11 protein-coding genes (1 of these 11 only partly in view) are annotated in these 22,066 nt (G+C 69.9%); 1 reads left to right on the top strand and 10 read right to left on the bottom strand.

Annotated elements, in window-relative coordinates; translation table 11 throughout:
• Positions 1–13,252 carry part of the coding region annotated (locus D7Y04_RS34515) for a non-ribosomal peptide synthase/polyketide synthase (protein WP_121762076.1) on the top strand (this coding region is incomplete at its 5' end). Its footprint begins 22,765 nt before the window's first position, so 13,252 of the 36,017 annotated nt are shown.
• A gap of 71 nt (positions 13,253–13,323) precedes the next feature.
• Here the strand turns inward: D7Y04_RS34515 and D7Y04_RS34520 are convergent.
• The 10 genes from D7Y04_RS34520 to D7Y04_RS34565 form a co-directional block, all read right to left on the bottom strand.
• The gene (locus D7Y04_RS34520) at positions 13,324–14,118 is read right to left on the bottom strand and encodes a DedA family protein (protein WP_121762077.1); all 795 of its coding nucleotides are present in this window, start codon (positions 14,116–14,118) and stop codon (positions 13,324–13,326) included.
• Positions 14,119–14,424: 306 nt separating this feature from the next.
• A complete protein-coding gene (locus tag D7Y04_RS34525; protein WP_120596113.1) occupies positions 14,425–14,895 on the bottom strand; it encodes a cyclic nucleotide-binding domain-containing protein in 471 nt (156 codons plus the stop codon).
• Between the two features lie 32 nt (positions 14,896–14,927).
• Positions 14,928–15,443 (bottom strand): gamma carbonic anhydrase family protein, encoded by a 516-nt coding sequence (locus tag D7Y04_RS34530; protein ID WP_120563250.1) that lies wholly within the window; start codon positions 15,441–15,443, stop codon positions 14,928–14,930.
• Between the two features lie 36 nt (positions 15,444–15,479).
• Positions 15,480–16,865: a tRNA (N6-isopentenyl adenosine(37)-C2)-methylthiotransferase MiaB gene (miaB, locus tag D7Y04_RS34535; protein ID WP_120577618.1), complete on the bottom strand. Its 1,386-nt coding sequence runs from the start codon at positions 16,863–16,865 to the stop codon at positions 15,480–15,482.
• A gap of 73 nt (positions 16,866–16,938) precedes the next feature.
• Positions 16,939–17,454 (bottom strand): hypothetical protein, encoded by a 516-nt coding sequence (locus D7Y04_RS34540; RefSeq protein WP_120596114.1) that lies wholly within the window; start codon positions 17,452–17,454, stop codon positions 16,939–16,941.
• 29 nt (positions 17,455–17,483) lie between these two features.
• On the bottom strand, positions 17,484–18,881 hold the full coding sequence (locus D7Y04_RS34545; protein ID WP_120596115.1) for a VWA domain-containing protein: 1,398 nt from the start codon (positions 18,879–18,881) through the stop codon (positions 17,484–17,486).
• A gap of 6 nt (positions 18,882–18,887) precedes the next feature.
• Positions 18,888–20,183, bottom strand: a complete 1,296-nt coding sequence (locus tag D7Y04_RS34550; protein ID WP_121762078.1) for a class I SAM-dependent RNA methyltransferase — start codon at positions 20,181–20,183, stop codon at positions 18,888–18,890.
• 39 nt (positions 20,184–20,222) lie between these two features.
• Complete coding sequence (locus D7Y04_RS34555; RefSeq protein ID WP_120563245.1) at positions 20,223–20,615, bottom strand: TIGR02266 family protein; 393 nt, start codon at positions 20,613–20,615, stop codon at positions 20,223–20,225.
• A gap of 75 nt (positions 20,616–20,690) precedes the next feature.
• Positions 20,691–21,353: a CoA transferase subunit B gene (locus tag D7Y04_RS34560; RefSeq protein WP_121762079.1), complete on the bottom strand. Its 663-nt coding sequence runs from the start codon at positions 21,351–21,353 to the stop codon at positions 20,691–20,693.
• Between the two features lie 3 nt (positions 21,354–21,356).
• A complete protein-coding gene (locus D7Y04_RS34565) occupies positions 21,357–22,058 on the bottom strand; it encodes a CoA transferase subunit A (protein ID WP_121762080.1) in 702 nt (233 codons plus the stop codon).
• Positions 22,059–22,066 lie beyond the last annotated feature (8 nt).

The raw sequence follows: 22,066 nt of genomic DNA on the forward strand, positions 1-22,066 counted from the left end.
CTTCGTGTGGAAGGACCTGGAGACGCCGCTGCAGGCGGTACATTCGCGCGCGGTGATGCCGTTCGAAGCGCATGACTGGCGCCACCTGCCGGAGCCGGAGCAGCAGGCGGGACTGGACCGGCTACTCGCCGAGGATCGCGCGCGCGGCTTCGACGTGTCGCATGCGCCCTTGTCGCGCATGACGGCGGTGCGGCTGGGGGACGCGCGGTGGCGCTTCGTCTGGAGCCACCACCACCTGCTCTTCGACGGCTGGAGCCTGGGCCTGTTCTTCCAGGAGGTCTTCGCCATCTACGACGCGCTGACCGCCGGGACGCCACTGCCCGCCGCCGCACGTCCGCCGTTCCGGGACTACATCGCGTGGCTGACCCAGCGCGACGTCGCCGAGGACGAACGCTTCTGGCGCAGCCAGCTGAGAGGCCTGTCGTCGCCCACGCCCCTGCCGGCCGTGCGCCCCGCGTCCGCGATCCCGTCCGGTACGGTGAATCAGCCCAACCGGATGCTGACCCTGCCGGAGGCCCGCACCGCTGCGCTGGAAGGCTTCGCCCGGCAGCACAGGCTCACGGTCAACACGTTGACGCAGGCGGCGTGGGCCCTGGTGCTCGCGCGCCACGCGGACACGCGCGATGTGCTCTTCGGCACCACGCTCGCGGGCCGGCCGCCGGAACTCGCGGGCTCGGAGGCCATGCTGGGCCTGCTCATCAGCACGCTGCCGGTCCGCGTCGCGCTCCCCGAAGAGGACGCGCCCGTGCTGCCGTGGCTCCAGTCCCTCCAGGCGAAGCTGCTGGACATCCAGCAGCATCAGCACACGCCGCTGGTCGCCGCGCACGGTTGGAGCGACATCCCCCGAGGCCTGCCACTCTTCCAGTCGCTGCTCGTCTTCGAGAACGCGCCCCTCGACGAATCGGTGCTGCGCCGCTCCACCGCGTTGGATCTGCGCGACCTGGAGATGGGCGAGAGCACGAACTACCCGCTGTCGGCCACGGTGCACCCGGGCCATGAGCTCCAACTGCACCTGTCCTACGACGAGAACCGCTTCGACACGGCCTCCGTGCAGCGCGTGCTGGGCCAGTGGAGTCAGGCGCTGGAATCCCTCATCCAGCCCGGGGCCCGGCTGACAGACGTGTCCCTCCTCCCGTCCGAGGACCGCGCATGGCTGCTGCGCACCGGCACCGGCGACGTCGTGGACTTCGAGCGCGACACCACCGTGCATGGGCACTTCGAACGGCAAGCCGCCGAGACGCCGGATGCGGACGCCGTGGTGTTCGAGGAAACGACGCTGTCCTTCCAGCAGCTCAACGCGCGGGCCAACCAACTCGCCTGGCACCTGCGGTCGCTGGGAGTGGGCCCGGAGGTGACGGTGGGCCTGTGCCTGGAGCGGTCGGCGGAGGCCATCGTGGCACTGCTGGCGGTGCTCAAGGCCGGAGGCGCCTTCGTGCCACTGGACCCCAAGGCTCCGGCCGCGCGCAAGTCGTTCGTCCTCAAAGACAGTGGTGCGTCCGTCCTGGTGACGACGCAGGCACTGCAAGAAGCGTGGAACCCAGAGGTGCCCCACCTGGTGCGGCTGGACGCAAAACCTGTCGGACAGTCGGACAGGTTTGCGGAGAACCCGCCGCCGGTGGCGGGCGCGGGGAACCTCGCCTACGTCATCTACACGTCCGGCTCCACGGGCACGCCGAAGGGCGTGATGGTGCAGCACCGCTCGGTGATCCACCTGCACCTGGCGATGACGCGGAGCATCTACGAAGAGCTGCCGCCCGCTCAGCGCATCACCGTGAACGCGCCGCTGTACTTCGACGCGTCCATCGAACAGGTGATCCAGCTGCTGGGCGGCCACTGCCTGGTCATCGTCCCGGAGGACGTGCGCCTGGATCCAGAGGCCCTGCTCGGGTGGATGGATCGTCAGCGCATCGACGTATTCGACTGCACGCCGTCGCAGCTCAAGCTCCTGCTGTCCGCGGGAATGCTGGAGCGTGCCCACCTCCCCGGGCGCTTCACCATCGGCGGCGAGGCGATGGACGAGGTGACGTGGCGGCAGCTCGCCGCGACGAAGCGTACGCGTGTCTACAACGGCTATGGCCCCACGGAGGTCACCGTGGACGCGACGACCATCGCCGTCCAGGGCGCGCCCCAGCCGTTGCCCGTCATCGGCCGGCCGATAACCAACCTGCGCGCGTACGTGCTCGACGCGAACCAGCGTCTGGCACCCATCGGGACGCCGGGAGAGCTGTGCCTCTCTGGTGAAGGCGTCACGCGAGGCTACCTGGGCCAGCCCGCGCTCACGGCCGAACGCTTCCTGCCGGACCCCTTCAGCACGGAACCCGGTGCGCGACTGTACCGCACGGGCGACAAGGCCCGCTGGCGCGAGGACGGCACGCTCGACTTCATGGGCCGCCTGGACTTCCAGGTGAAGCTGCGCGGCAACCGCATCGAGCTGGGTGAGATTGAATCCACGCTGCGCGCGCACCCGGGCATCCGGGACGCGGTGGTGCAGGTGCACGACGACCGGCTCGTGGCGTACGTCGCGCCCCAGGTGGACACGTCGCCCCTGCGCGAGCACCTGCTCCGTCACCTGCCGGAGTACATGGTGCCCGCAGTGTTCATCACGCTGGACGCCCTGCCGCTGACGTCCAACGGCAAGGTGGATCGCAAGGCGCTGCCGGCACCGGAAGCCGCGCCCGCCACGGAGCGCGTCATCGAACCGCCCGCGACGCCCACCGAGGCGGCGCTGATTCCACTGTGGATCGAGGTGCTGCGCGTCCCCGCCGTGGGACGCAACGATGGCTTCTTCGAACTGGGCGGTCACTCGCTGCTGGCCACGCAACTGGTGTCGCGCGTGCGCAAGCACTTCGGAGTGGAGCTGCCCCTGCGCGCCCTGCTGGAAGGGCCCACGGTCGCGGCGCTGGCCGAGCGCATCGACGCCCTCCGGCAGCCCGTCTCCGAGGCCCTGTCAATCCCCGAGTCCGCCCTGCCCGCGCTGATCCGCGCGGAGCGACCGGACGTGCTGCCTCTGTCATTCGCGCAGCATCGGCTCTGGTTCATCGAGCAGCTCGGCACGGCGGGCAACGCCTACAGCCTCCCGAGCATGCTGGAGCTGGACGGCACGCTGGACATCATCGTGATGCTGGCCGCGTTCGACGAACTGGTGCGCCGCCACGAAGCGCTGCGCACGACCTTCAGCTCGCACGAGGGCACGCCGTCGCAGATCATCCATCCGCCCTTCCCCATGCCCCTGCGGCACGAGGACCTGTCCGCACTGCCGACAGCGGAGGCGCGCGAGGCGGAGGCGTCTCGGCTGACGCTGGAGGAGGCCCGCGCCCCGTTCGACCTGGAGCAGGGCCCGCTGTTCCGGGGGCTCCTGATGAAGCTGGGGCCCACGAAGCACCGGCTGCTGCTCAACACGCATCACATCATCTCCGACGGCTGGTCCACGGGAGTGCTGGTGCGGGAGATGGGCGCGCTCTACGCGGCGTTCTCCGAGGAGCAGCCGTCGCCGTTGCCGGAGCTGCCGGTGCAGGCCGCCGACCACGCCCTCTGGCAGCGCGGCTGGCTCCAGGGCGACGTGCTGGAATCGCAGGTGGCGTACTGGCGCGGACAGCTGGACGGCGCCGCGCCCTACCTGGAGCTGCCCACGGACCACCCGCGTCCTACGCGCCAGTCCTTCCGGGCCGGCGTGCAGCCCATGACCCTGCCGCGCGAACTGAGCGAGGCGCTGGAGTCACTGGCGAAGCAGACCTCCACCACACCCTTCATGGTGCTGCTCGCGGCCTTCCAGTTGCTGCTGCACCGGTACGCGGGCCAGGAGGACGTGCTCGTGGGATCGCCCATCGCGGGCCGCCGTCACGCGGAGTCCGAGGACCTCATCGGCTACTTCGCGAACACGGTCGTGCTACGCACGCGGGTCCGCGACACGCTCCGCTTCCGTGAGTTGCTGGAGCAGGTGCGCGCCACCACGCTGGGTGCGTACGAGCACCAGGACCTGCCGTTCGAGAAGCTGGTGGAGGCGCTCCACCCGGAGCGAGACCTGGGCCGCACGCCGCTGTTCCAGGTGACCTTCACGCTCCAGAACGCGCCCCTGCCGGAGCTGTCCCTGCCGGGGCTGACACTGCGCCCACTGGAGTCCACCCCGGAGGTCATCCTCTTCGACCTTCAGTGGCTGATGATGCGCACGCCGGACGGCTTCGACGGCGGGATCGTCTTCAACCAGGACCTCTTCGAACCGGCCACCGCGGCCGGGATGGCGGAACACCTCCGAGTGCTGCTGGAGGCCGTCGTCCGAGCGCCGGACACGCAGCTGGGACAGCTGCCATGGCTCACGAACGCGGAACGCCAGCGGTTGCTCATCGGGTGGAACGACACCGCCCGGGACTACCCGCGCGACGCGTCCGTGGGCGCCCTCTTCGCGGAACAGGCCGCGCGCACGCCAGACGCCATCGCGCTGAAGTCCGGCGGGGAGACGCTCACGTACGCGGCGCTGGAGCGAGCGTCGAACCAGCTCGCGCACCACCTGCGACGCCAGGGCGTACGGCCCGGTCACCGGGTGGGCCTGTGTCTGGAGCGTTCGTTCGACCTCGTCACCGGGCTGCTGGGCATCCTCAAGGCCGGCGCAGCCTACGTTCCGGTGGACACGAAGACCCCCGCGGAGCGCATCACCTGGATGCTCCAGGCGGCCAGCGTGAGCGTGCTCGTCACGCAGGAGGCGCTGGCGGATGAGCTGCCCCAGGTGACGGACCTCCAGGTCCTGCTGGACGCGGATGACGCCCAGATCGCGCGGCAGCCGGAGACGCCACTCGACCTGAATGTTTCCGCCGAGGCCCTGGCCTACGTGATGTTCACGTCGGGAAGCACCGGCCGGCCCAAGGGCGTCAGCGTCCCGCACCGGGGCATCACGCGGTTGGTGCGCGGCGCGGACTTCATCCACTTCGGTCCGGAGGAGGTCATCCTCCAGCTCGCGCCCATCGCGTTCGACGCGTCCACGCTGGAGGTCTGGGGCGCACTGCTGAACGGCGCGACGCTGGTGCTCGCTCCGCCCAAGGCCTTGTCACTGGAGGAGACGGGAGCGCTCCTGCGGCGCGAGGGCATCACCACGCTGTGGCTCACCGCCGCCCTCTTCGAACAGATGGTGCTGCACCAGGGAGACGCGCTGGCCCGGGTGAAGCAGGTGCTGGCCGGCGGTGACGTGCTGCCCGTGGAGCGCGTGCGTGAACACCTGAAGCGGCTGCCCCCGGGCGCCGTGCTGGTCAACGGCTACGGCCCCACGGAGAACACCACGTTCTCCGCCACGTACATGCTGCGCGCCGGGGACACCGTGGGCCGCTCGGTGCCCATTGGCCGTCCGCTGTCGAACTCCACGGCGTGGGTGCTGAACGGGGCACTCCAGCCCGTGCCGCCGGGCGTACCGGGCACGCTGTACGTGGGCGGAGACGGCCTGGCCTGGGGCTACCTCCAGCGCCCGGACCTCACCGCCGAACGCTTCATCCCCCACCCCTTCGCTGCTGAACCCGGAGCACGCCTCTACGACACGGGCGACCGCGTGCGCTGGCAGCGCGATGGGACATTGGAGTTCCTGGGCCGCGCCGACTTCCAGGTGAAGCTGCGCGGCTACCGCGTGGAGCCGGGCGAAATCGAAGCCGTGCTGCGCCAGTCGCCAGAGGTCGAGGAGGCGGTGGTCGTGGTGCGCGAGGACGTGCCCGGCGACAAGCGCCTCGTGGCCTACGTGGTGAGCGGTGAAGCGGAAGGCCTGGACACGGGAGCGCTGCGAGCGTCCGTGCAGAAGCAGCTGCCGGACTACATGGTGCCGTCCGCCATCGTGGTGATGCCGAAGCTGCCCCTGAGCGCCAACGGCAAGGTGGACCGCAAAGCCCTACCCGCGCCCCAGACCCGTGTCACGGACGGCGCCATCGCCGCGCCCCGGAGCGAGCTGGAGAAGGCGCTCGCGGGCATCTGGGCAGAGGTGCTGCATCTGGACACCGTGGACATCCACGGTGACTTCTTCGAGCTGGGTGGGCATTCGCTGCTGGCCACGCAGGTGGTCTCGCGCATCCGGTCGACACTGGGCGTGGAGCTGCCGCTGGGCGAACTGTTCCATGCGCCCACGGTGGCATCGCTGGCGGAGCGGCTGGTGAACGCGCGCCGCACCCAGGCGCCGCCGCTGGTCCGTGCCGAGAGGACGTCCGCGCCGCCGTTGTCCTTCGCGCAGCAGCGGCTGTGGTTCATCGACCAGTTGGAGCCGGGCAGCCCGCTCTACAACATGCCGCTGGCGCTGAGCCTCGCCGGTGACCTGGACGTGAACGCATTGAGAGGAAGCCTGGACGCGCTGATGGCGCGGCATGAATCCCTGCGCACCACGTTCCGCATGGAGATGGGCAAGCCCGTGCAGGACATCCACCCGGAGGGCCGCGTCCCCCTGGAGCTGGTCGACCTGACGGGCGTGGGCAGCCGCGCCGCGAAGCAGGCCGAAGCCCAGCGCCAGGGCCACGCGGAGACGCTGCGGCCGTTCGACCTGACGCGCGGGCCGGTGATTCGTGCACTGCTCATGAAGCTGGATGAACGGGAGCACGTGCTGGTGCTGCACCTGCACCACATCGTGTCCGACGGCTGGTCCCTGGGCATCCTCGTGCAGGAGCTCACGGCCCTCTACGAGGCCCGGCGCGCGGGCCGTTCCGCCGCCCTGCCGGAGCTGCCGGTGCAGTACGCGGACTTCGCGGTCTGGCAGCGCGGCTGGCTCCAGGGCGGCGTGCTGCAAGCGCAGGTCGAGTGGTGGAAGAACCAGTTGTCTGGAGCGCCCTTCGTGCTGGACGTACCCACGGACCGGCCCAGGACCGCCACCTCCACGCAGCGAGGCGGCCTGGTCCGGGTGACGCTGCCGCGAGTCCTGAGCGAGCGCGTGGATGCGCTGGCCCAGGCCGAAGGCGCCACGCCCTTCATGGCGCTGCTGGCGGCGTTCCAGGCCGTGCTGTCGCGCATGTCCGGACAGGAGGACGTGCTGGTGGGCTCGCCCATCGCGAACCGCAGGCACGCGGAGACGGAGGGCCTCATCGGCTTCTTCGTGAACATGCTGGTGCTGCGCGGCCGCTTCAGCGCGAAGACGACCTTCCGCGAGCTGCTGGCCCAGGTGCGCGCCACCACGCTGGGCGCATACGAGCACCAGGACATCCCGTTCGAACACCTGGTGGAAGCGCTCCAGCCCGAGCGCGACCTGGGCCGCACGCCGCTGTTCCAGGCGATGTTCGCGCTCCAGAACGCGCCCGTGCCGGAGCTCGCGGTACCCGGCCTCACCGTGGGGCCGGCCTCCTTCGACGGAGGCACACCGACGCAGTTCGAGTTGGCGCTGGACTTGAACCGGAACCGCGACGGCTACGAGGGCCGCTTCCACTACGCCGCGGAGTGGTACGACGCGGGCACCATCGAGCGGTTCGCCGCGCACCTGCGCCGCCTGCTGGAGGCCGTGTGCGACGCGCCGGACCTGCCGCTGGCGGACGTGTCGCTCGTGTCGCCGGAGGAGCTGGTGCGGCTGGTCCGCATGGGTGGCGGTGAGTTGCTCGACTTCGAGCGCGACGCCACGCTGCACGGCCTCATCGATCGGCAGGTGGCGCGCTCGCCGGATGCCCCGGCCGTGGTGTTTGAGGGGACGGCGTTGACGTACCGGCAGCTCGAAACGCGGGCGAACCAGCTCGCGTGGCGGCTGCGCTCCATGGGGGTGGGCCCGGAGGTGCGGGTGGCGCTGTGCCTGGAGCGCTCGGTGGAGTCCATCGTCGCGCTCCTCGCGGTGCTCAAGGCCGGTAGCGCCTTCGTCCCGCTGGACCCCGGAGCCCCGCCAGCGCGCAGGGACTTCGTGCTGAAGGACAGCGCTGCGGCCGTGCTCGTCACGACGGAGACCGCGTGCGGAGACTGGAATCCCTACGGCGTCCAGGAGGTCTGGCTGGACTTGGAGCAGCCCGGACTGGGCGCCCTCTCCCACGAACCCCTGCCCGCGCTGACGGGCCCGGAGCATCTGGCGTACGTGCTGTACACGTCCGGCTCCACGGGCACGCCCAAGGGCGTGATGGTGCAGCACCGCTCCGTGCTCAACATGCACCGGGCCATGGGCCGAGCGTTCTACGCGGGCCAGCCGCGTGGACAGCGCATCAGCGTCAACGCGCCGCTGTACTTCGACGCGGTGATTGAGCGCGTGGTCCACCTCATCGACGGGCACTGCCTCCACGTCGTCCCGGACGCGCTGCGCCTGGATCCGGAGGCGATGCTCAGCTGGCTGGAGCAGCACCGCATCGACGCGCTGGACTGCACTCCCGCGCAGCTCAAGCCGCTCCTGGCGGCCGGGCTGCTGGAGCGGGCCTGGGTGCCGCCGGTCATCGTGACGGGCGGCGACGCGCTGGACGTGGAGACGTGGCGGCGGCTCGCGGCGACGGACCGCACGCGCGCCTTCAACGGCTACGGCCCCACGGAGTGCACGGTCGGCACCACGGGCGCCTCCATCCAGGGCAGTCCCCGGACGGAGCCCGTCATCGGGAGGCCGCTGGCGAACCTGAACGCGTACGTGCTCGACGCACGGCAGCGGCTGGTGCCCTTCGGCATGCCGGGCGAGCTGTGCTTCTCCGGCGAAAGCGTCACCCGCGGCTACCTGGGCCGCCCGGACCTGACGGCCGAGCGCTTCGTCCCGGATCCCTTCAGCGCGGAGCCCGGAGCCCGCCTCTACCGTACGGGCGACAAGGGCCGCTGGGGGCCAGACGGCACGCTGGAGTTCATGGGCCGCCTGGACTTCCAGGTGAAGCTGCGCGGCTACCGCATCGAGCTGGGCGAAATCGAAGCCACGCTGCGCACGCATGCCGGAGTCCGGGACGCGGTGGCCCTGGTTCGGGAAGACACGCCGGGCGATGCGCGGCTCGTGGCCTACGTGGTGACGGACGGCGACACGGAGGTGCTGCGCGAGCACCTGCGCAAACACCTGCCGGAGTACATGGTGCCGTCGGCCTTCGTCACCCTGCCCGTCCTGCCGCTGACACCCAACGGCAAGGTGGACCGCAAGGCCTTGCCGTCGCCGGAAGCGCAGTGGCGCGCCGCGCGCTCGTACGAGGCTCCGGCGACGCCCGCGGAGGTGGCCCTGGCCTCGCTGTGGGAGGAACTGTTGAACGTGCCCGTCGTGGGCCGCAACGACCACTTCTTCGAACTGGGCGGACACTCGCTGCTGGCCACACAGCTGGTCTCCCGAATCCGCGCCCGCTTCGGCGTGGACGTGGGCGTCCGCGCGCTGTTCGAGTCCCCCACCGTGGCGGCTCTCGCCCAGCGGCTGCCGGATGCACCGGAGGCCAACGCCCTGCCCTCGCTGCGCCCCGCGGCGAGCCCCGGTCCGCATCCGCTGTCGTTCGCGCAGCAGCGGCTGTGGTTCATCGATCAGCTCGACCCGGGCAGCGCGCTCTACAACATGCCCACGGCGCTGCGCCTCTCCGGTTCGGTGGACGTGTCCGCGCTCCAGCAGGCCTTCGATGCGCTGGTCGAACGCCACGAAGCACTGCGCACCACGTTCGAATCCCACGACGGTGAACCCCGCCAGCACGTGCACCCAGCCCCCACCGGAGTCCTGTCGGTGGTGGACCTGACGGGCCTGCCCGACGATGAGAGAGAAGCGGAGGCAGTGCGGCTCGCGAGCGAGGACGCGCTGCAGCCCTTCGACCTCGCCACGGGGCCGCTCACGCGGCTCACGCTGTTGAAGCTGGGCGAGCAGGAACACGTGCTGCTCCTGTGCATGCACCACGCCATCGGCGACGGCTGGTCCATGGGCATCCTGGTGCGCGAAGTCACCGCGCTCTACGAGTCCTTCCGGCAGGGTCAGCCCTCGCCGCTGGCCCCGTTGCCGGTGCAGTACCCGGACTTCGCCGTCTGGCAGCGAGGCTGGCTCCAGGGCGAAGTGCTGGACGCGCAGCTCGCCTGGTGGACGCAGCAGTTGGCCGGAGCCCCGCAGGCCCTGGCCCTGCCCACGGACAAGCCGCGTCCGCCCCAGCGTTCCGCTCGGGGCGCGACGTTCCCGGTGCGCCTGCCACAGTCGTTGAGCGAAGCGGTGGAAGCGCTGGCCCAGGCGGAAGGCGCCACGCCCTTCATGGTGCTGCTCGCAGCCTTCCAGACGCTGCTGCACCGGTACTCCGGGCAGGAGGACCTGCTGGTGGGCACGTCCATCGCGGGCCGCCGTCACGCGGAGACGGAGGGCCTCATTGGCTTCTTCGTGAACACGCTGGTGCTGCGCGCCAGGTTCGACGGTCGCCCGTCGTTCCGGAAGCTGCTCTCGCAGGTGCGCACCACCACGCTGGGCGCGTACGAACACCAGGACATCCCCTTCGAGCGCCTGGTGGAAGCCGTGCAGCCCACTCGAGACCTGTCGCGCACGCCGCTCATCCAGGCCCTCTTCGCGCTCCAGAACATGCCGGAAGCGGAGGTGCGCCTGCCGGAGCTGACGCTGCGTCCGGTGGAGGTGGATCTGCCCACGACGAAGTTCGACCTGGACCTGACGCTGAGCCGCACGGAGCGAGGCTTCGAGGGCGATCTCTCCTACGCCACGGACCTCTTCGAGTCCGCCACGGCCCGCAGGCTGTCCGAGCACCTGGTCCAACTGCTGGAAGGCGCGGTCGCGAAGCCCGACGCCGCGCTGGACACCCTGCCCCTGCTGACGGCGGAGGAGCGCCAATGGGTGCTGGAGGAGTGGAGCGGCGAGAGGATCCGCTTCGAGTCCGACCTACCCTTCCACGCACGCTTCGAACAGCAGGTGACGCGCACGCCGAAGGCACCCGCCGTGGTGATGGGCGACACGACGGTGTCGTTCCACCAGCTCAACGTGCGCGCGAACCAACTGGCGCACTACCTGCGCTCGCTGGGAGTGGGCCCGGATGTGCCGGTGGCCTTCTGCCTGGAGCGTTCGCCAGAGGCCATCGTCGCGCTACTGGGCATCCTCAAGGCGGGCGGCGCGTACGTGCCGCTCGACCCCGCGGCCCCTGAAGCGCGAAGGGCCTTCATCCTGGAGAACAGCGGCGCGGCCGTGCTGCTGACCACCCAGGCCCAGGTGGAATCATGGCAGCCGGCGGTGCGGCACGTGGTGCGACTGGACGTGGACGCGCGGCGCATCGAAGCGTCCTCGCCGGGCAACCCGCGCACGGCGACACGGCCAGAGCACCTGGCCTACGTCATCTACACGTCGGGCTCCACGGGCATGCCCAAGGGCGTGATGATCCAGCACCGCTCGCTGGCGCACCTGCACCGGTCGCTGACGGAGGCCTGCTACACGCAGGCGCCCAAGGCGATGCGGGTGAGCCTCAACGGGCCACTCTACTTCGACGCGTCCGTGACGCAGCTGCTGTTGATGGCGGACGGCCACTGCCTGTGCATCGTCCCGGAGGCCGTGCGGCAGGATCCGGAGGCGATGCTCACGTGGGTGGAGCAGCGACGCATCGACGCGCTGGACTGCACGCCGTCGCTGTTCAAGCTGCTGCTGGAGGCAGGCTTCCTGGATCAATCCCACGTGCCGGGCATCTGCTTCATCGGCGGTGAGGCGATGGACGAGGTGACGTGGCGCACGCTCGCGGCCACGAATCACACGAAGGCCTACAACGCCTACGGCCCCACCGAGGGCACCGTGGCGTCTACCATCGAGTGCATCCAGGGCACGGCGCAGCCCACGCCCGTCATCGGCCGGCCCATGCTCAACGTGGGCGTGTATGTGCTGGACGCGAACCTGAACCCCGTGTCCGTGGGCGTGCCGGGCGAGCTGTTCATCTCGGGCGAAGGCCTGGCGCGTGGTTACCGCAACAGGCCGGACCTCACGGCGGAGCGCTTCCTCCCCCACCCGTTCAGCACGGAGCGCGGAGCCCGCCTGTACCGCACGGGCGACCGGGTCCGCTGGAAGCAGGACGGCACGCTGGACTTCATGGGGCGCGTGGACTTCCAGGTGAAGCTGCGCGGCTACCGCATCGAGCCGGGCGAAATCGAAGCCGCGCTGCGCACGCACCCGGGCATCCGCGACGCGATGGTGCTGGTGCGCGAGGACGTGCCGGGCGTGCAGCGACTGGTGGCGTACGTGGCGCCGGAGGTGGACACCGCTCCGCTCCGAAGCCACCTCCAGCGCTCGCTGCCGGACTACATGGTCCCGGCGGCCTACGTCGCCCTGCCCGTCCTGCCGCTGACACCCAACGGAAAGGTGGACCGAGCGGCACTGCCGGCACCGGTGGACCAGACCACGAACCCCGAAGCGAGGGTCGGCCCCAGGGACGATCAGGAAGCGATGCTTGAGCGTCTGTGGGCCGAAGCCCTGGGCGTGGCCGCGGTGGACGTGCGCTCCAGCTTCTTCGAGCTGGGTGGGCACTCGTTGCTCGCGGTGCGGCTGATGGCGGCAGTGCACCGGGAGACGGCCCGGAAGCTCCCGCTGTCCGCCCTCTTCCAGGCCCCCAGCGTGGAGCGGTTCGCGGTCCTGCTGGCGGAGGCCGAGCCGGAGGAGCCGAAGCCCTTCACGCCGTTGGTGCCCTTCACGAAGGAAGGCCCGGGCACCGCACCGCCGTTCTTCTGCGTGCACCCGGTGGGAGGCAACGTGCTGGCCTACGCGGAGCTCGCGCGGAGGCTGGGACCGGATCAGCCCTTCTACGGCATCCAGGCCCGAGGCCTCGACGGCATGAATCAACCGCTGGACACCGTGGAGGCCCTGGCCGCCAGCTACGTGCGCGTGGTGCGAGGCGTCCAACCCCACGGCCCGTACCGCCTCGGCGGATGGTCCCTGGGCGGCGTCATCGCCTACGAGATGGCGTACCAGCTCCGCGAGGCAGGTGAAGCGGTGGAGCTGGTGGCGATGATCGACTCGTACGTGCCGGAGACGGTGCCGGACTCGGAGCCGGACCTGGACCGCACGCTGGCGGTAGCCCTGTTCGCACAGGACCTGATGGGCGTGTCGCTGGCGGACCTGGATGTGGACACGGTGCTGGAGTCCGCGGCCCTGGCCGGAGCACTGCCGCCCGGAATGGACGCCACGGCCCTCTTCCAGGTCTTCGAGGCGAACCTCGAGGCGGCCCGGCGCTACCACCCGCCCGCGATGGATCAGCGAGTGCTGCGCATCCACGCGGAGGAGCGGGACGAAACCCGCACGCCCGACGGCGGCTGGGCGGCGCTGGTGGGCGAGCAGCTCGAATCGCACGAACTGCCGGGCACCCACCACACGCTGCTGCGCGAGCCCACCGTGCAGTCCGTGGCGGAGCTGCTGACGAAGGCGCTCCACGACGAGAGCTAGAAGGAACGAAGAACCCCGCTCCCTCCTTCGAGGGGGCGGGGTCCGTGAATCACGTCACCGCTGCACGGTGGCTACTTGTGCGCGTTCAGGTCCGGCTCGGACGCGGGCGCCTTGTCGGCGGGCACGTCGAAGAAGGCGTTGGGGCTGGCCGCGCGCGTCGGCGCCATGCTGTTCTCCAGCGTCTCCGGTACGGGCGGCAGGGCCACCGGCGTCAGCTGCTCCTTGGCGGCGGCCTCGGCCTTGAGCTTCGCGTTCTTGCGGCGGCGGTAGATGAAGTAGCCCACCGCCAGCACCGCCAGCGATCCCATCACCACGACCTGGCCGTCCTTCAGCTTGCGGATGACCATGTCCAGCTCGCCACCGAAGTGGAACCCGAGCCACACGAACACCGGCGCGGACAGCAGCGCCGCCAGTCCGTCCCAGAAGATGAAGCGCCAGTAGGACATGTGCACGGAGCCTGCGGTGAAGTACGTCACCGCGCGCACGCCCGGCATGAAGCGGGCAATCATCACGATCTTCTGGCCGTGCGTGACGAAGAGCGACTCCACCTTCGCGCGCTTCTCCGGCGTGACGATCTTGGAGAAGAACCCCCCGCCCTTCGCCCCCGGGTCGCGCCCCAGCCTCGTGCCCAGCCGGCGCCCCGCCAGGTAGATGAGGCTGTCACCCACCAGGATGCCGAAGAACCCCACCGCCATCATCACCGGCAGGTGGGCCGCGCCCTTGTGCGCCAGGAACCCACCGAGGATGAGCGAGATGTCCTCGGGCAGCGGCACGCCCAGACCGCACGCCACCAGGATGGCGAACACGGACAAGTAGGCGAAGAGGCCCTGGGAGCTACCGAGCAGGTTGGTGAGCAGTTCTTCCACGCGTCGTTCCGTCCAATCACTTCCCGAAGGGCCGCTCGGCAACCACCCGGGCCGGCCCGTCCATCACCCAGCCATCAACCGGGTGCGGCAGTTGAAAACTCCGGTCGCCCAGCTTCCCACCTCAAGCGTCCGTGCCACATCACGAAAGCCGCCGGCCGAATGTCTACCCACACCCACGGTGTGCGACAGCCTGGGAGCCTGGCGGGGCTCCTGGCGAGCACAGTAACCACCTCGGGAGCGGGTGGCAGGACCGTTCGCCTTTCCGGCCTCCCGGCACGAGCCCGGCGCCACCCGTCCGACAGCCGTTCAGGTCCCCGGGGCCCGCGCCACCAGCGTGCGCAGCATGTCCCGGTTGTCCCGGGCCTTCGCGCCGAAGTGGCTGACGATGCCCATCAGCAGCTTGATGCAGGCCTGCGGCTTCTGCGCGAGCAGCTTCTGGAAGTCCGCGGAACGGATCTCCAGCGCCATCACGTCCGTCTGGGCCGTGGCCGAGCACAGCCGCTCGCCCTTCTGCACGAGCGCCAGCTCCCCCAGGGGTTCGCCGGTGGTCACCTCGCCCAGGGGCACGTCCTCGCCCGAGGGGCTCCGGGCGCTCAGCCGAACCGTGCCCTCACCGACGATCAGCAGCGAATCCCCCGCCTTGCCCTCGGTGAACAGGGCCGTCCCCTTGGGGAAGGCGCGCGACACGGCCGCCGCCGCGAAGATGGAGATGCCGGTGTCGGTGAAGCCCTTGAAGAGCGGACAGGCCTTCAGGGTCGTCTCGGGGGCGAGCGCCATGGGGTGTTCCTAACACGCACAACGCGGCCGCGTCAGCGGCTGGCGCGGTGTTCGGCGGCGGTGTGCACGTAGTGGAGGGCGGACTGCACCAGGAACTCACGTTCGCCGTCGTGGATGGGGCGCTTCACCTTGCCGGGCGAGCCCACCACCAGCGACCCCGGGGGAATCTTCGTCCCGGGCGTCAGCAGCGTACCGGCGCCGATGATGCAGTCGTCCCCCACCTCCACGCCGTCCATCAGGATGGCGCCCATGCCCACCAGCACCCGGTGGCCCACGACGCACCCGTGGAGGATGACCCGGTGGCCCACCGTGCAGTCGTCGCCCACCGTCGTCGAGTCACCCTGGCTGGTGACGTGGATCATGGTGAGGTCCTGGATGTTGGTGCGCTTGCCGATGCGGATGGAGTTCACGTCCCCGCGCAGCACGGAGTTGAACCAGATGGACGAGTCCTCGCCCAGCTCCACATCGCCCACCACCTGGGCGGAGTCCTCGATGAAGCAGCTCGGATGGACGCGGGGGGACACCCCGCGAAACGGCTTCAACGGCATGGGGCTACCTCCGACGGCGGGACAGCGGCGGAAGCGTCAGGCCTCCGCCGGGACATGCAGCGGCACGGGCAGCTCCACGGCGGGCGGCGCCACGGTGGGGGCCTGGAGCACCACCAACTGCTTGCCCCCGAGCTGGTTGGGCGTGGCGCGCTCCACGTGCACCTTCACGATGGAGCCCGCGGGGGCATCGCCCTCGAAGTTCACCGTGCGGTTCTCCGGCGTGCGGCCGAAGCGCTTGGTGGCGTCGTAGCGCGAGCGCCCTTCCACCAGCACCTCCACGTCCAGGCCCACCTGCGCCTGGGTGTACTCGCCGCTGATGCGCCGCTGCAGCTTCTGCAGCCGCTCCAGCCGGGCCACCTTCACCTCGTGCGGGATGGGGCCCCAGTCCTTCTCGCGCAGCGCGGCGCCCGTCTTAGGGCGCGGGCTGTACACGAAGGAGAACTGGTTGTCGTACTTCACCCGTTCGGTGAGCTGCATCGTCATCTCGAACTCTTCCTCGGTCTCACCGGGGAAGCCCACGATGATGTCCGTGGTGATGGCGATGCCGGGACGCGCGGCGCGCAGCTTCTCCAGCCGCTCCATGTACTGCTCGACGGTGTAGTCGCGGCGCATCATCTTCAGGATGCGGTCGCTGCCACACTGCACGGGCAGGTGGAAGTGCGGGGCAATCTTGGGCTGCACCCGGAACGCTTCGATCAGCTCGTCCGACAGGTCATGCGGATGGCTCGTCGTGAAGCGCACGCGCTCGATGCCCGGCACCTCCGCGGTGCGCAGGAGCAGCTGCGCGAAGCTGATGCCGCCCAGGTACGAGTTGACGTTCTGGCCAATGAGCGTGACTTCGCGAAGGCCCACGCCGGCCAGGTCCGCCACCTCGTTGAGCACCTCCGGGAAGTTGCGGCTCACCTCGCGGCCACGGGTGTGCGGGACGATGCAGAAGGAGCAGACGTTGTCGCAGCCCTTCATCACGGTGACGAACTCGGTCACCTTGCCGCGGGACGTCTCCGCGTCGGCGCGCGGGAAGACGTACTCCTCGGAGTCCACGAAGGCCGTCTCCACCACGCGCTCGCGGGCGTCCTGCACGCGGGCGATGACTTCCGGCAGCTTCGCGATGTTGTCCGGGCCGAAGACGAAGTCCAGGTACGGGACCTTCTTGAGCAGCTTGTCCTTCTCCTGCTGGGCCACGCAGCCGCCCACGCCCAGGATGGCGCCCCGGCTGGCCTTCACTGCGCGGTAGCGCCCCAGCGCGGACAGCATCTTGTCCTCGGCCTTCTCCCGGATGGAGCAGGTGTTGAGGATGATGAGGTCCGCGTTGTCCGGCTCCGGCGTGGGGACGTAGGACATCTTCGACAACGCTTCGCTCATGCGGAGCGAGTCGTTGACGTTCATCTGGCAGCCGAAGGTGTGGATGAAGTAGCGCTTCATGGGTGGGCCTTGAAGGAAAACGGGCCGTTATGGAACGCCCGGACGCGGAATGCAACCGGGCGGACACGCCGGGTCATCCCCGGCTGAGCACCTTCGTGAGCCGGGTGTGCAGGGCCACCAGCTCCGCCTCGCGCTCCCGGAGCAGGGCCACCGTCTCCACGCCGTACCGCCGGCCCAGGGCGTCCGTCTCCCGCTCCTGCTTCACCAGCTCGCCCTGGACGCGCTTCTTCACCTCGTCCACCTCCGGCCCGGAGCGGGACTCCAGCTCCGTCAGCTTCGAGCGCAGCCGCTGCACGGTCCACCGCCGGCCGCCAAAGGCCCGGAGGACGGCACTCCCCCACTCCGCCGCCTTCACGTCCAGGCCGCTGGTCTCCAGCGCCGCCTTCGCCGCGCCGGCCATGGCCTCCGGACCGGCGTCCACCTCCACGTGCGACAGGAAGGTCTCCTGGTAGCGGACCAGCTGGTCGAGCAGCGCCTTGTCCACCGGCCGGGACGCCATGCGCAGCGTGCGGTCGTCGGCGGCGTCGAAGTCCGGACCGGTCTCCACGTTGGGGACGTCCTGGTAGTCGTCGAAGAAGGACGGGGCCATGGGGGCGCTCCTCGGGTGCGAAAGGGTTTTCAGACGGGGACGAGCTGTTCGGCGATGCGGGCCAGGTCCGACACAGAGGTGACGACCACGGCCTGGGTGCAGTGCTTCTCGTAGGTGAGCATCTCGCTGTCGCCGATGCCCCAGTTGCCCCGGTCCTCGGGGCAGATCCACAGCACGCGCTTGGCCTTGCGCTTCAGGTCCTTGAGGGCCCAGGCGTTGCTCGCGTTGTAGTTGTTGCGGCCGTCGCCAATGATCATCACGGTGGTGCGGCGCGTGATGCTGCCCAGGTGGTCGCGCGTGAAGTCCGCCAGCGCACGGCCGTAGTTGGAGTTGGAGCTCATGGACACGGTGCGCCCTGCGGTCGCCGCGTCGATGGCCTCGCTCACGTCCAGGTCCTTGAAGAACTGGGTGACTTCGCCCACGTCGGACACGAAGACGAACGAGCGCACGCGCACGAACAGCGACTGCATCGTGTGCATGAACAGCAGCATCATCCGGGACGCATTGCGCACGGAGTCGGACACGTCGCAGAGCACCACCAACTCCGGGCGCTCCGGCCTGCGGGTGCGGAACACGGGCACCATGGGGATGCCGTCCCACGGCATGTTCCGGCGCAGCGTGCGCTGGGCGTGCAGCGACCCGCGCCGGTGCGAGCGCTGCTTGCGGATCATCCGGCTCTTGAGCTTCTCCGCCATCGTGCGGACGGCGGCCTCCATCTGGTCCACCTCCGCCTGCGTGAGCAGGTGCAGCGGCTTCTCCGTGACGTTGTCCGTGCGGCGGCGGATGCGAGCCTCGGACTGACGCTTCACCTCCGCGCGAGCGGCGTCTTCAATCTTGCGCATCGCCGCGGCCACGTGGCGCGAGACGATCTCCACGCCCTCGGCATGGAGCCCGCGAGCCTTCAGCTCGTCCTCCATCGACTTGAGGTCGGAGCGCGCCCGCTCCATGCCCGCGCCCGCGAGCATCCGCCGCGTGAAGAACCCCGTCTGCAGAGGGCTCTCCAGTTGCCCCAGGTCCAGTTGGAGCGACGCCTGACGGAAGATCTGCGCCAGCCGCGCGCGGTCGCCCGCGAGGATGGCCTGCGCGAGCGGGGACATCTCCGGCGCCAGCAGGTTCATCTGGTAGATGACCATCTTCAGCAGGTCGCCTTCCAGATAGCCCTCTTCCTCCAGCTGCTTCGCCAGCGACTTGTCGATGGCCTCGAACGTGCGGGCCGCGCCGGAGAAGTAGAAGTCGAACGCGCGGCGGAACGTCTCCACGTCCAGCTCGCGCTTCACCAGCGTGGCGCGCAGCACGGAGCGGAACAGGCTCCGGTCCTGGACGCCCACTTCCGCCGTGGCGCGCAGGGCGTCCTGCACCTCGGACGTGCTGACGCGCACGCCGTTCTGGCGGAGGACTTCGGCGAACTCGACGATGCGGGCGTCCATGGTGCGTCAGGCTCCCCGTTCGAACGACATCACCGCTTCCACGTGGTGCGTCTGCGGGAACATGTCCACCACCTGGAGCGCCACCGGCTTGTAACCGGCCTCCACCAGCCCCGCCGCGTCGCGCGCCAGCGAAGCCGGGTCGCACGCCACGTAGACGACCCGGCGCACGTTCAGCGCGCGCATCCACTTCGCCAGGCCCGGAGCCCCGGCCCGAGGCGGATCCGCGAGGCACAGGTCGAACGAACGCCCCTCCGCCACCAGCCCGTCGCACACCTTGCGCGCGTCGCCCTGGATGAAGCGCACGTTGGCCACCCCACCCTCGCGAGCACTCCGCTGCGCCAACTCCACGCCCACCGGCGACGACTCCACGCCCAGCACCGACCCGGCCGTGCCCGCCAGCGGGAACGTGAAGTTGCCGTTGCCGGAGTACAGCTCCAGCACGGAGTCCGTCTCCTTAGCCCCCAGCTCGTACAGGGCCGCCGTGACGAGCCCCACGTTGGCCTCCGCGTGCGCCTGCGCGAACGCATCCGGCCGCAGGTACACCGGCACCTCGGGGCGCAGCGGGGACAGCGAGCGCAGCACCGGCCGGCCGATGAGCCGCGCTGAGCCCTCCTTGGGCACCAGCACCGCGCCCTCCAGCCGCAGGGCACGCACAGCCGCCTCCGCCGCCTCCAGGTGCCGCGCCGTCACCTGGCCGCTGAGGTTCACCGCGAACGCGGCCTTGTCGCCCTCGGCGAGCAGCAGCACCTCCTCGGTGTCCTTGGCCAGCGGCTTGAGCAGCGGGGCCAGCTTCCCGGGCAGCGCCGTGAGCACCGGTGTCAGCGCCGGGCAGACGTCCACGGGGATGCGCTCGTGCGTGCGCCGGCCGAAGTAGCCGAGCGCCCCCTTCCCCGCCCCGTGCAGCACCGCGCGGCGGCGGTAGCCCCAGTCCCGAGGCGCCACCATCAACGGCCGCACCGTGAAGGCCGTGCGCTTCAAGCGGCCCAGGTGCTCCAGGGTGGAGAGGACGATCTCCTGCTTCGCGGACCGCTGCGCCGGGACGGACAGCTCCAGCCAGTCACAGCCGCCGCACGCCTCGGACAGGACGCAGCGCGACGACACGCGCTCCGCACCGTCCGTCAGCACCTGGCCCAACAGGCCGCGCAGGACCTTGCCCTGGACCTCCAGGCGCACCCGCACGGTGTCGCCGGGGAAGGCGCCGGGCACGAAGACGGTGCGCCCCTCCCACTGGGCCACGCCTTCGCCCAGCTGGCCCAGCCGTTCAATCGTCAGTTCAATGGGGGATTCGGGCAGCGTCGTCATCGCAGGCGCACTCGAGGGGGCCGCCTGGGTGGGGCCGCCCTACTTCCGGGTCGCACTGCCACGCTCGTCCGCCGGCAGGGCTTCCCGCAGGCGCTCCACGAACGCTTCGATGCGCGACCGCTTCTCGTCGTCAACGTCCAGGAACTCCACTGCCATCCCCGGCACCTCGGAGCCCGGCGTGCCCTGGGGGTTGGTGCGGGTCACCTTCCCGGACAGGTCCACCGGGAAGCTGGCGCCCGGCAGCGACACCAACAGGCGCACCACCGTGCCCACCGGCAGCGGTTGCGGCGTGTTGATGTAGAGCCCACCGCGCGACAGGTTCACCGCCCAGTCCGTCACGAAGCCCGCCACCGTGCGGTACGCCACGGGCAGCTCATGGTCGATGCGGTGCGCGCGAGGCGCGGGGACGGGCTTCTCCGAGGTATCAGCCATGCGGTGCTCCGTTCCCCGGGGAAAGGTGGCTTCCGTCCCACACTGGGAAACGGAAGCGCACCCTAGCACTCCACGTCAGACCTGGAACTTCATCTCGCGCAGGTCGGGCGCGATCTTCAGCTTCGGCTCGGTGAGCTGCTGCACCCGTTCCACCGTCAGTCCGGGTGCCAGCTCGCGGAGGACCAGTCCCTCCGGCGTCACGTCCATGAACGCATGGTCCGTGACGATGTGGTGCACGCACTTGAGGCCCGTCAAAGGCAGCGAGCACTTCTTCAGGATCTTGGGCTGCCCGTCCTTGTTGGCGTGCTCCATGGCCACGTAGATGCGCTTGGCACCCACGGCCAGGTCCATGGCGCCGCCCATGCCCTTCACCATCTTGCCGGGGATCATCCAGTTGGCCAGGTCACCCTCTTCGCTGACCTCCATGGCGCCCAGCACGGCCAGGTCGATGTGGCCGCCGCGGATCATCCCGAAGGACAGCGCGGAGTCGAAGAAGGCGGAGCCCTTCACTTCCGTCACCGTCTCCTTGCCCGCGTTGATGAGGTCCGGGTCCTCGCTCCCCTCCTCCGGATACGGCCCGATGCCGAGCAGGCCGTTCTCCGACTGGAGCACCACCTCCACCCCGTGCGGGATGTAGTTGGGGACGAGCGTGGGGATGCCGATGCCCAGGTTCACGTAGAAGCCGTCCTTCAGCTCCTGGGCGATGCGCTGCGCGATCTGTTCACGAGTCAGGGGCATGGCTCAGGACGCCTTCTTGCGGACGGTCCGCCGCTCGATCCACTTCTGGAGGTTCTGCGCCTGCACGATGCGGTGCACGAAGATGCTCGGGATGTGCACCATGTCCGGGTCCAGCTCGCCCGGCTGCACGATGTGCTCCGCCTCCACGATGGTGACCTTGGCGGCCATGCACATCATGGGGGTGAAGTTCCGAGCCGTCTTGTGGAACACCAGGTTGCCCCAGGTGTCCGCCTTCCAGGCATGGACGATGGCGAAGTCCGCCTTCAGCGGCGTCTCCAGCACGTGGAGCCGCCCGTCGATCATGCGCGACTCCTTGCCCTCCGCCACCTGGGTGCCCGCGCCCGTCGGCGTGAAGAAGCCGCCGATGCCGCAGCCCCCCGCGCGGATGCGCTCCGCGAGCGTGCCCTGCGGGTTCAGCTCCACCTCCAGCTCACCGGAGAGGAACTGCCGCTCGAACTCCTTGTTCTCCCCCACGTAGCTGGCGACCATCTTCTTCACCTGCTTGTTCTGCAGGAGGACGCCCAGCCCCAGCTCCGTGGTGCCGCAGTTGTTGGAGATGATGGTGAGGCCCCTCACGTTCTTCTTGTGCAGGGCCGTGATGAGGTTTTCGGGGTTGCCGCACAGCCCGAACCCACCACTCATGAGAGTGATGTTGTCCGGGATGTCGGCGACCGCTTCATCCGCGCTCGCGTAGACCTTGTTCATGCGGTCAG

The organism is Corallococcus sp. AB038B (genome assembly GCF_003668955.1).
GTDB classification, from domain to species: domain Bacteria; phylum Myxococcota; class Myxococcia; order Myxococcales; family Myxococcaceae; genus Corallococcus; species Corallococcus exiguus.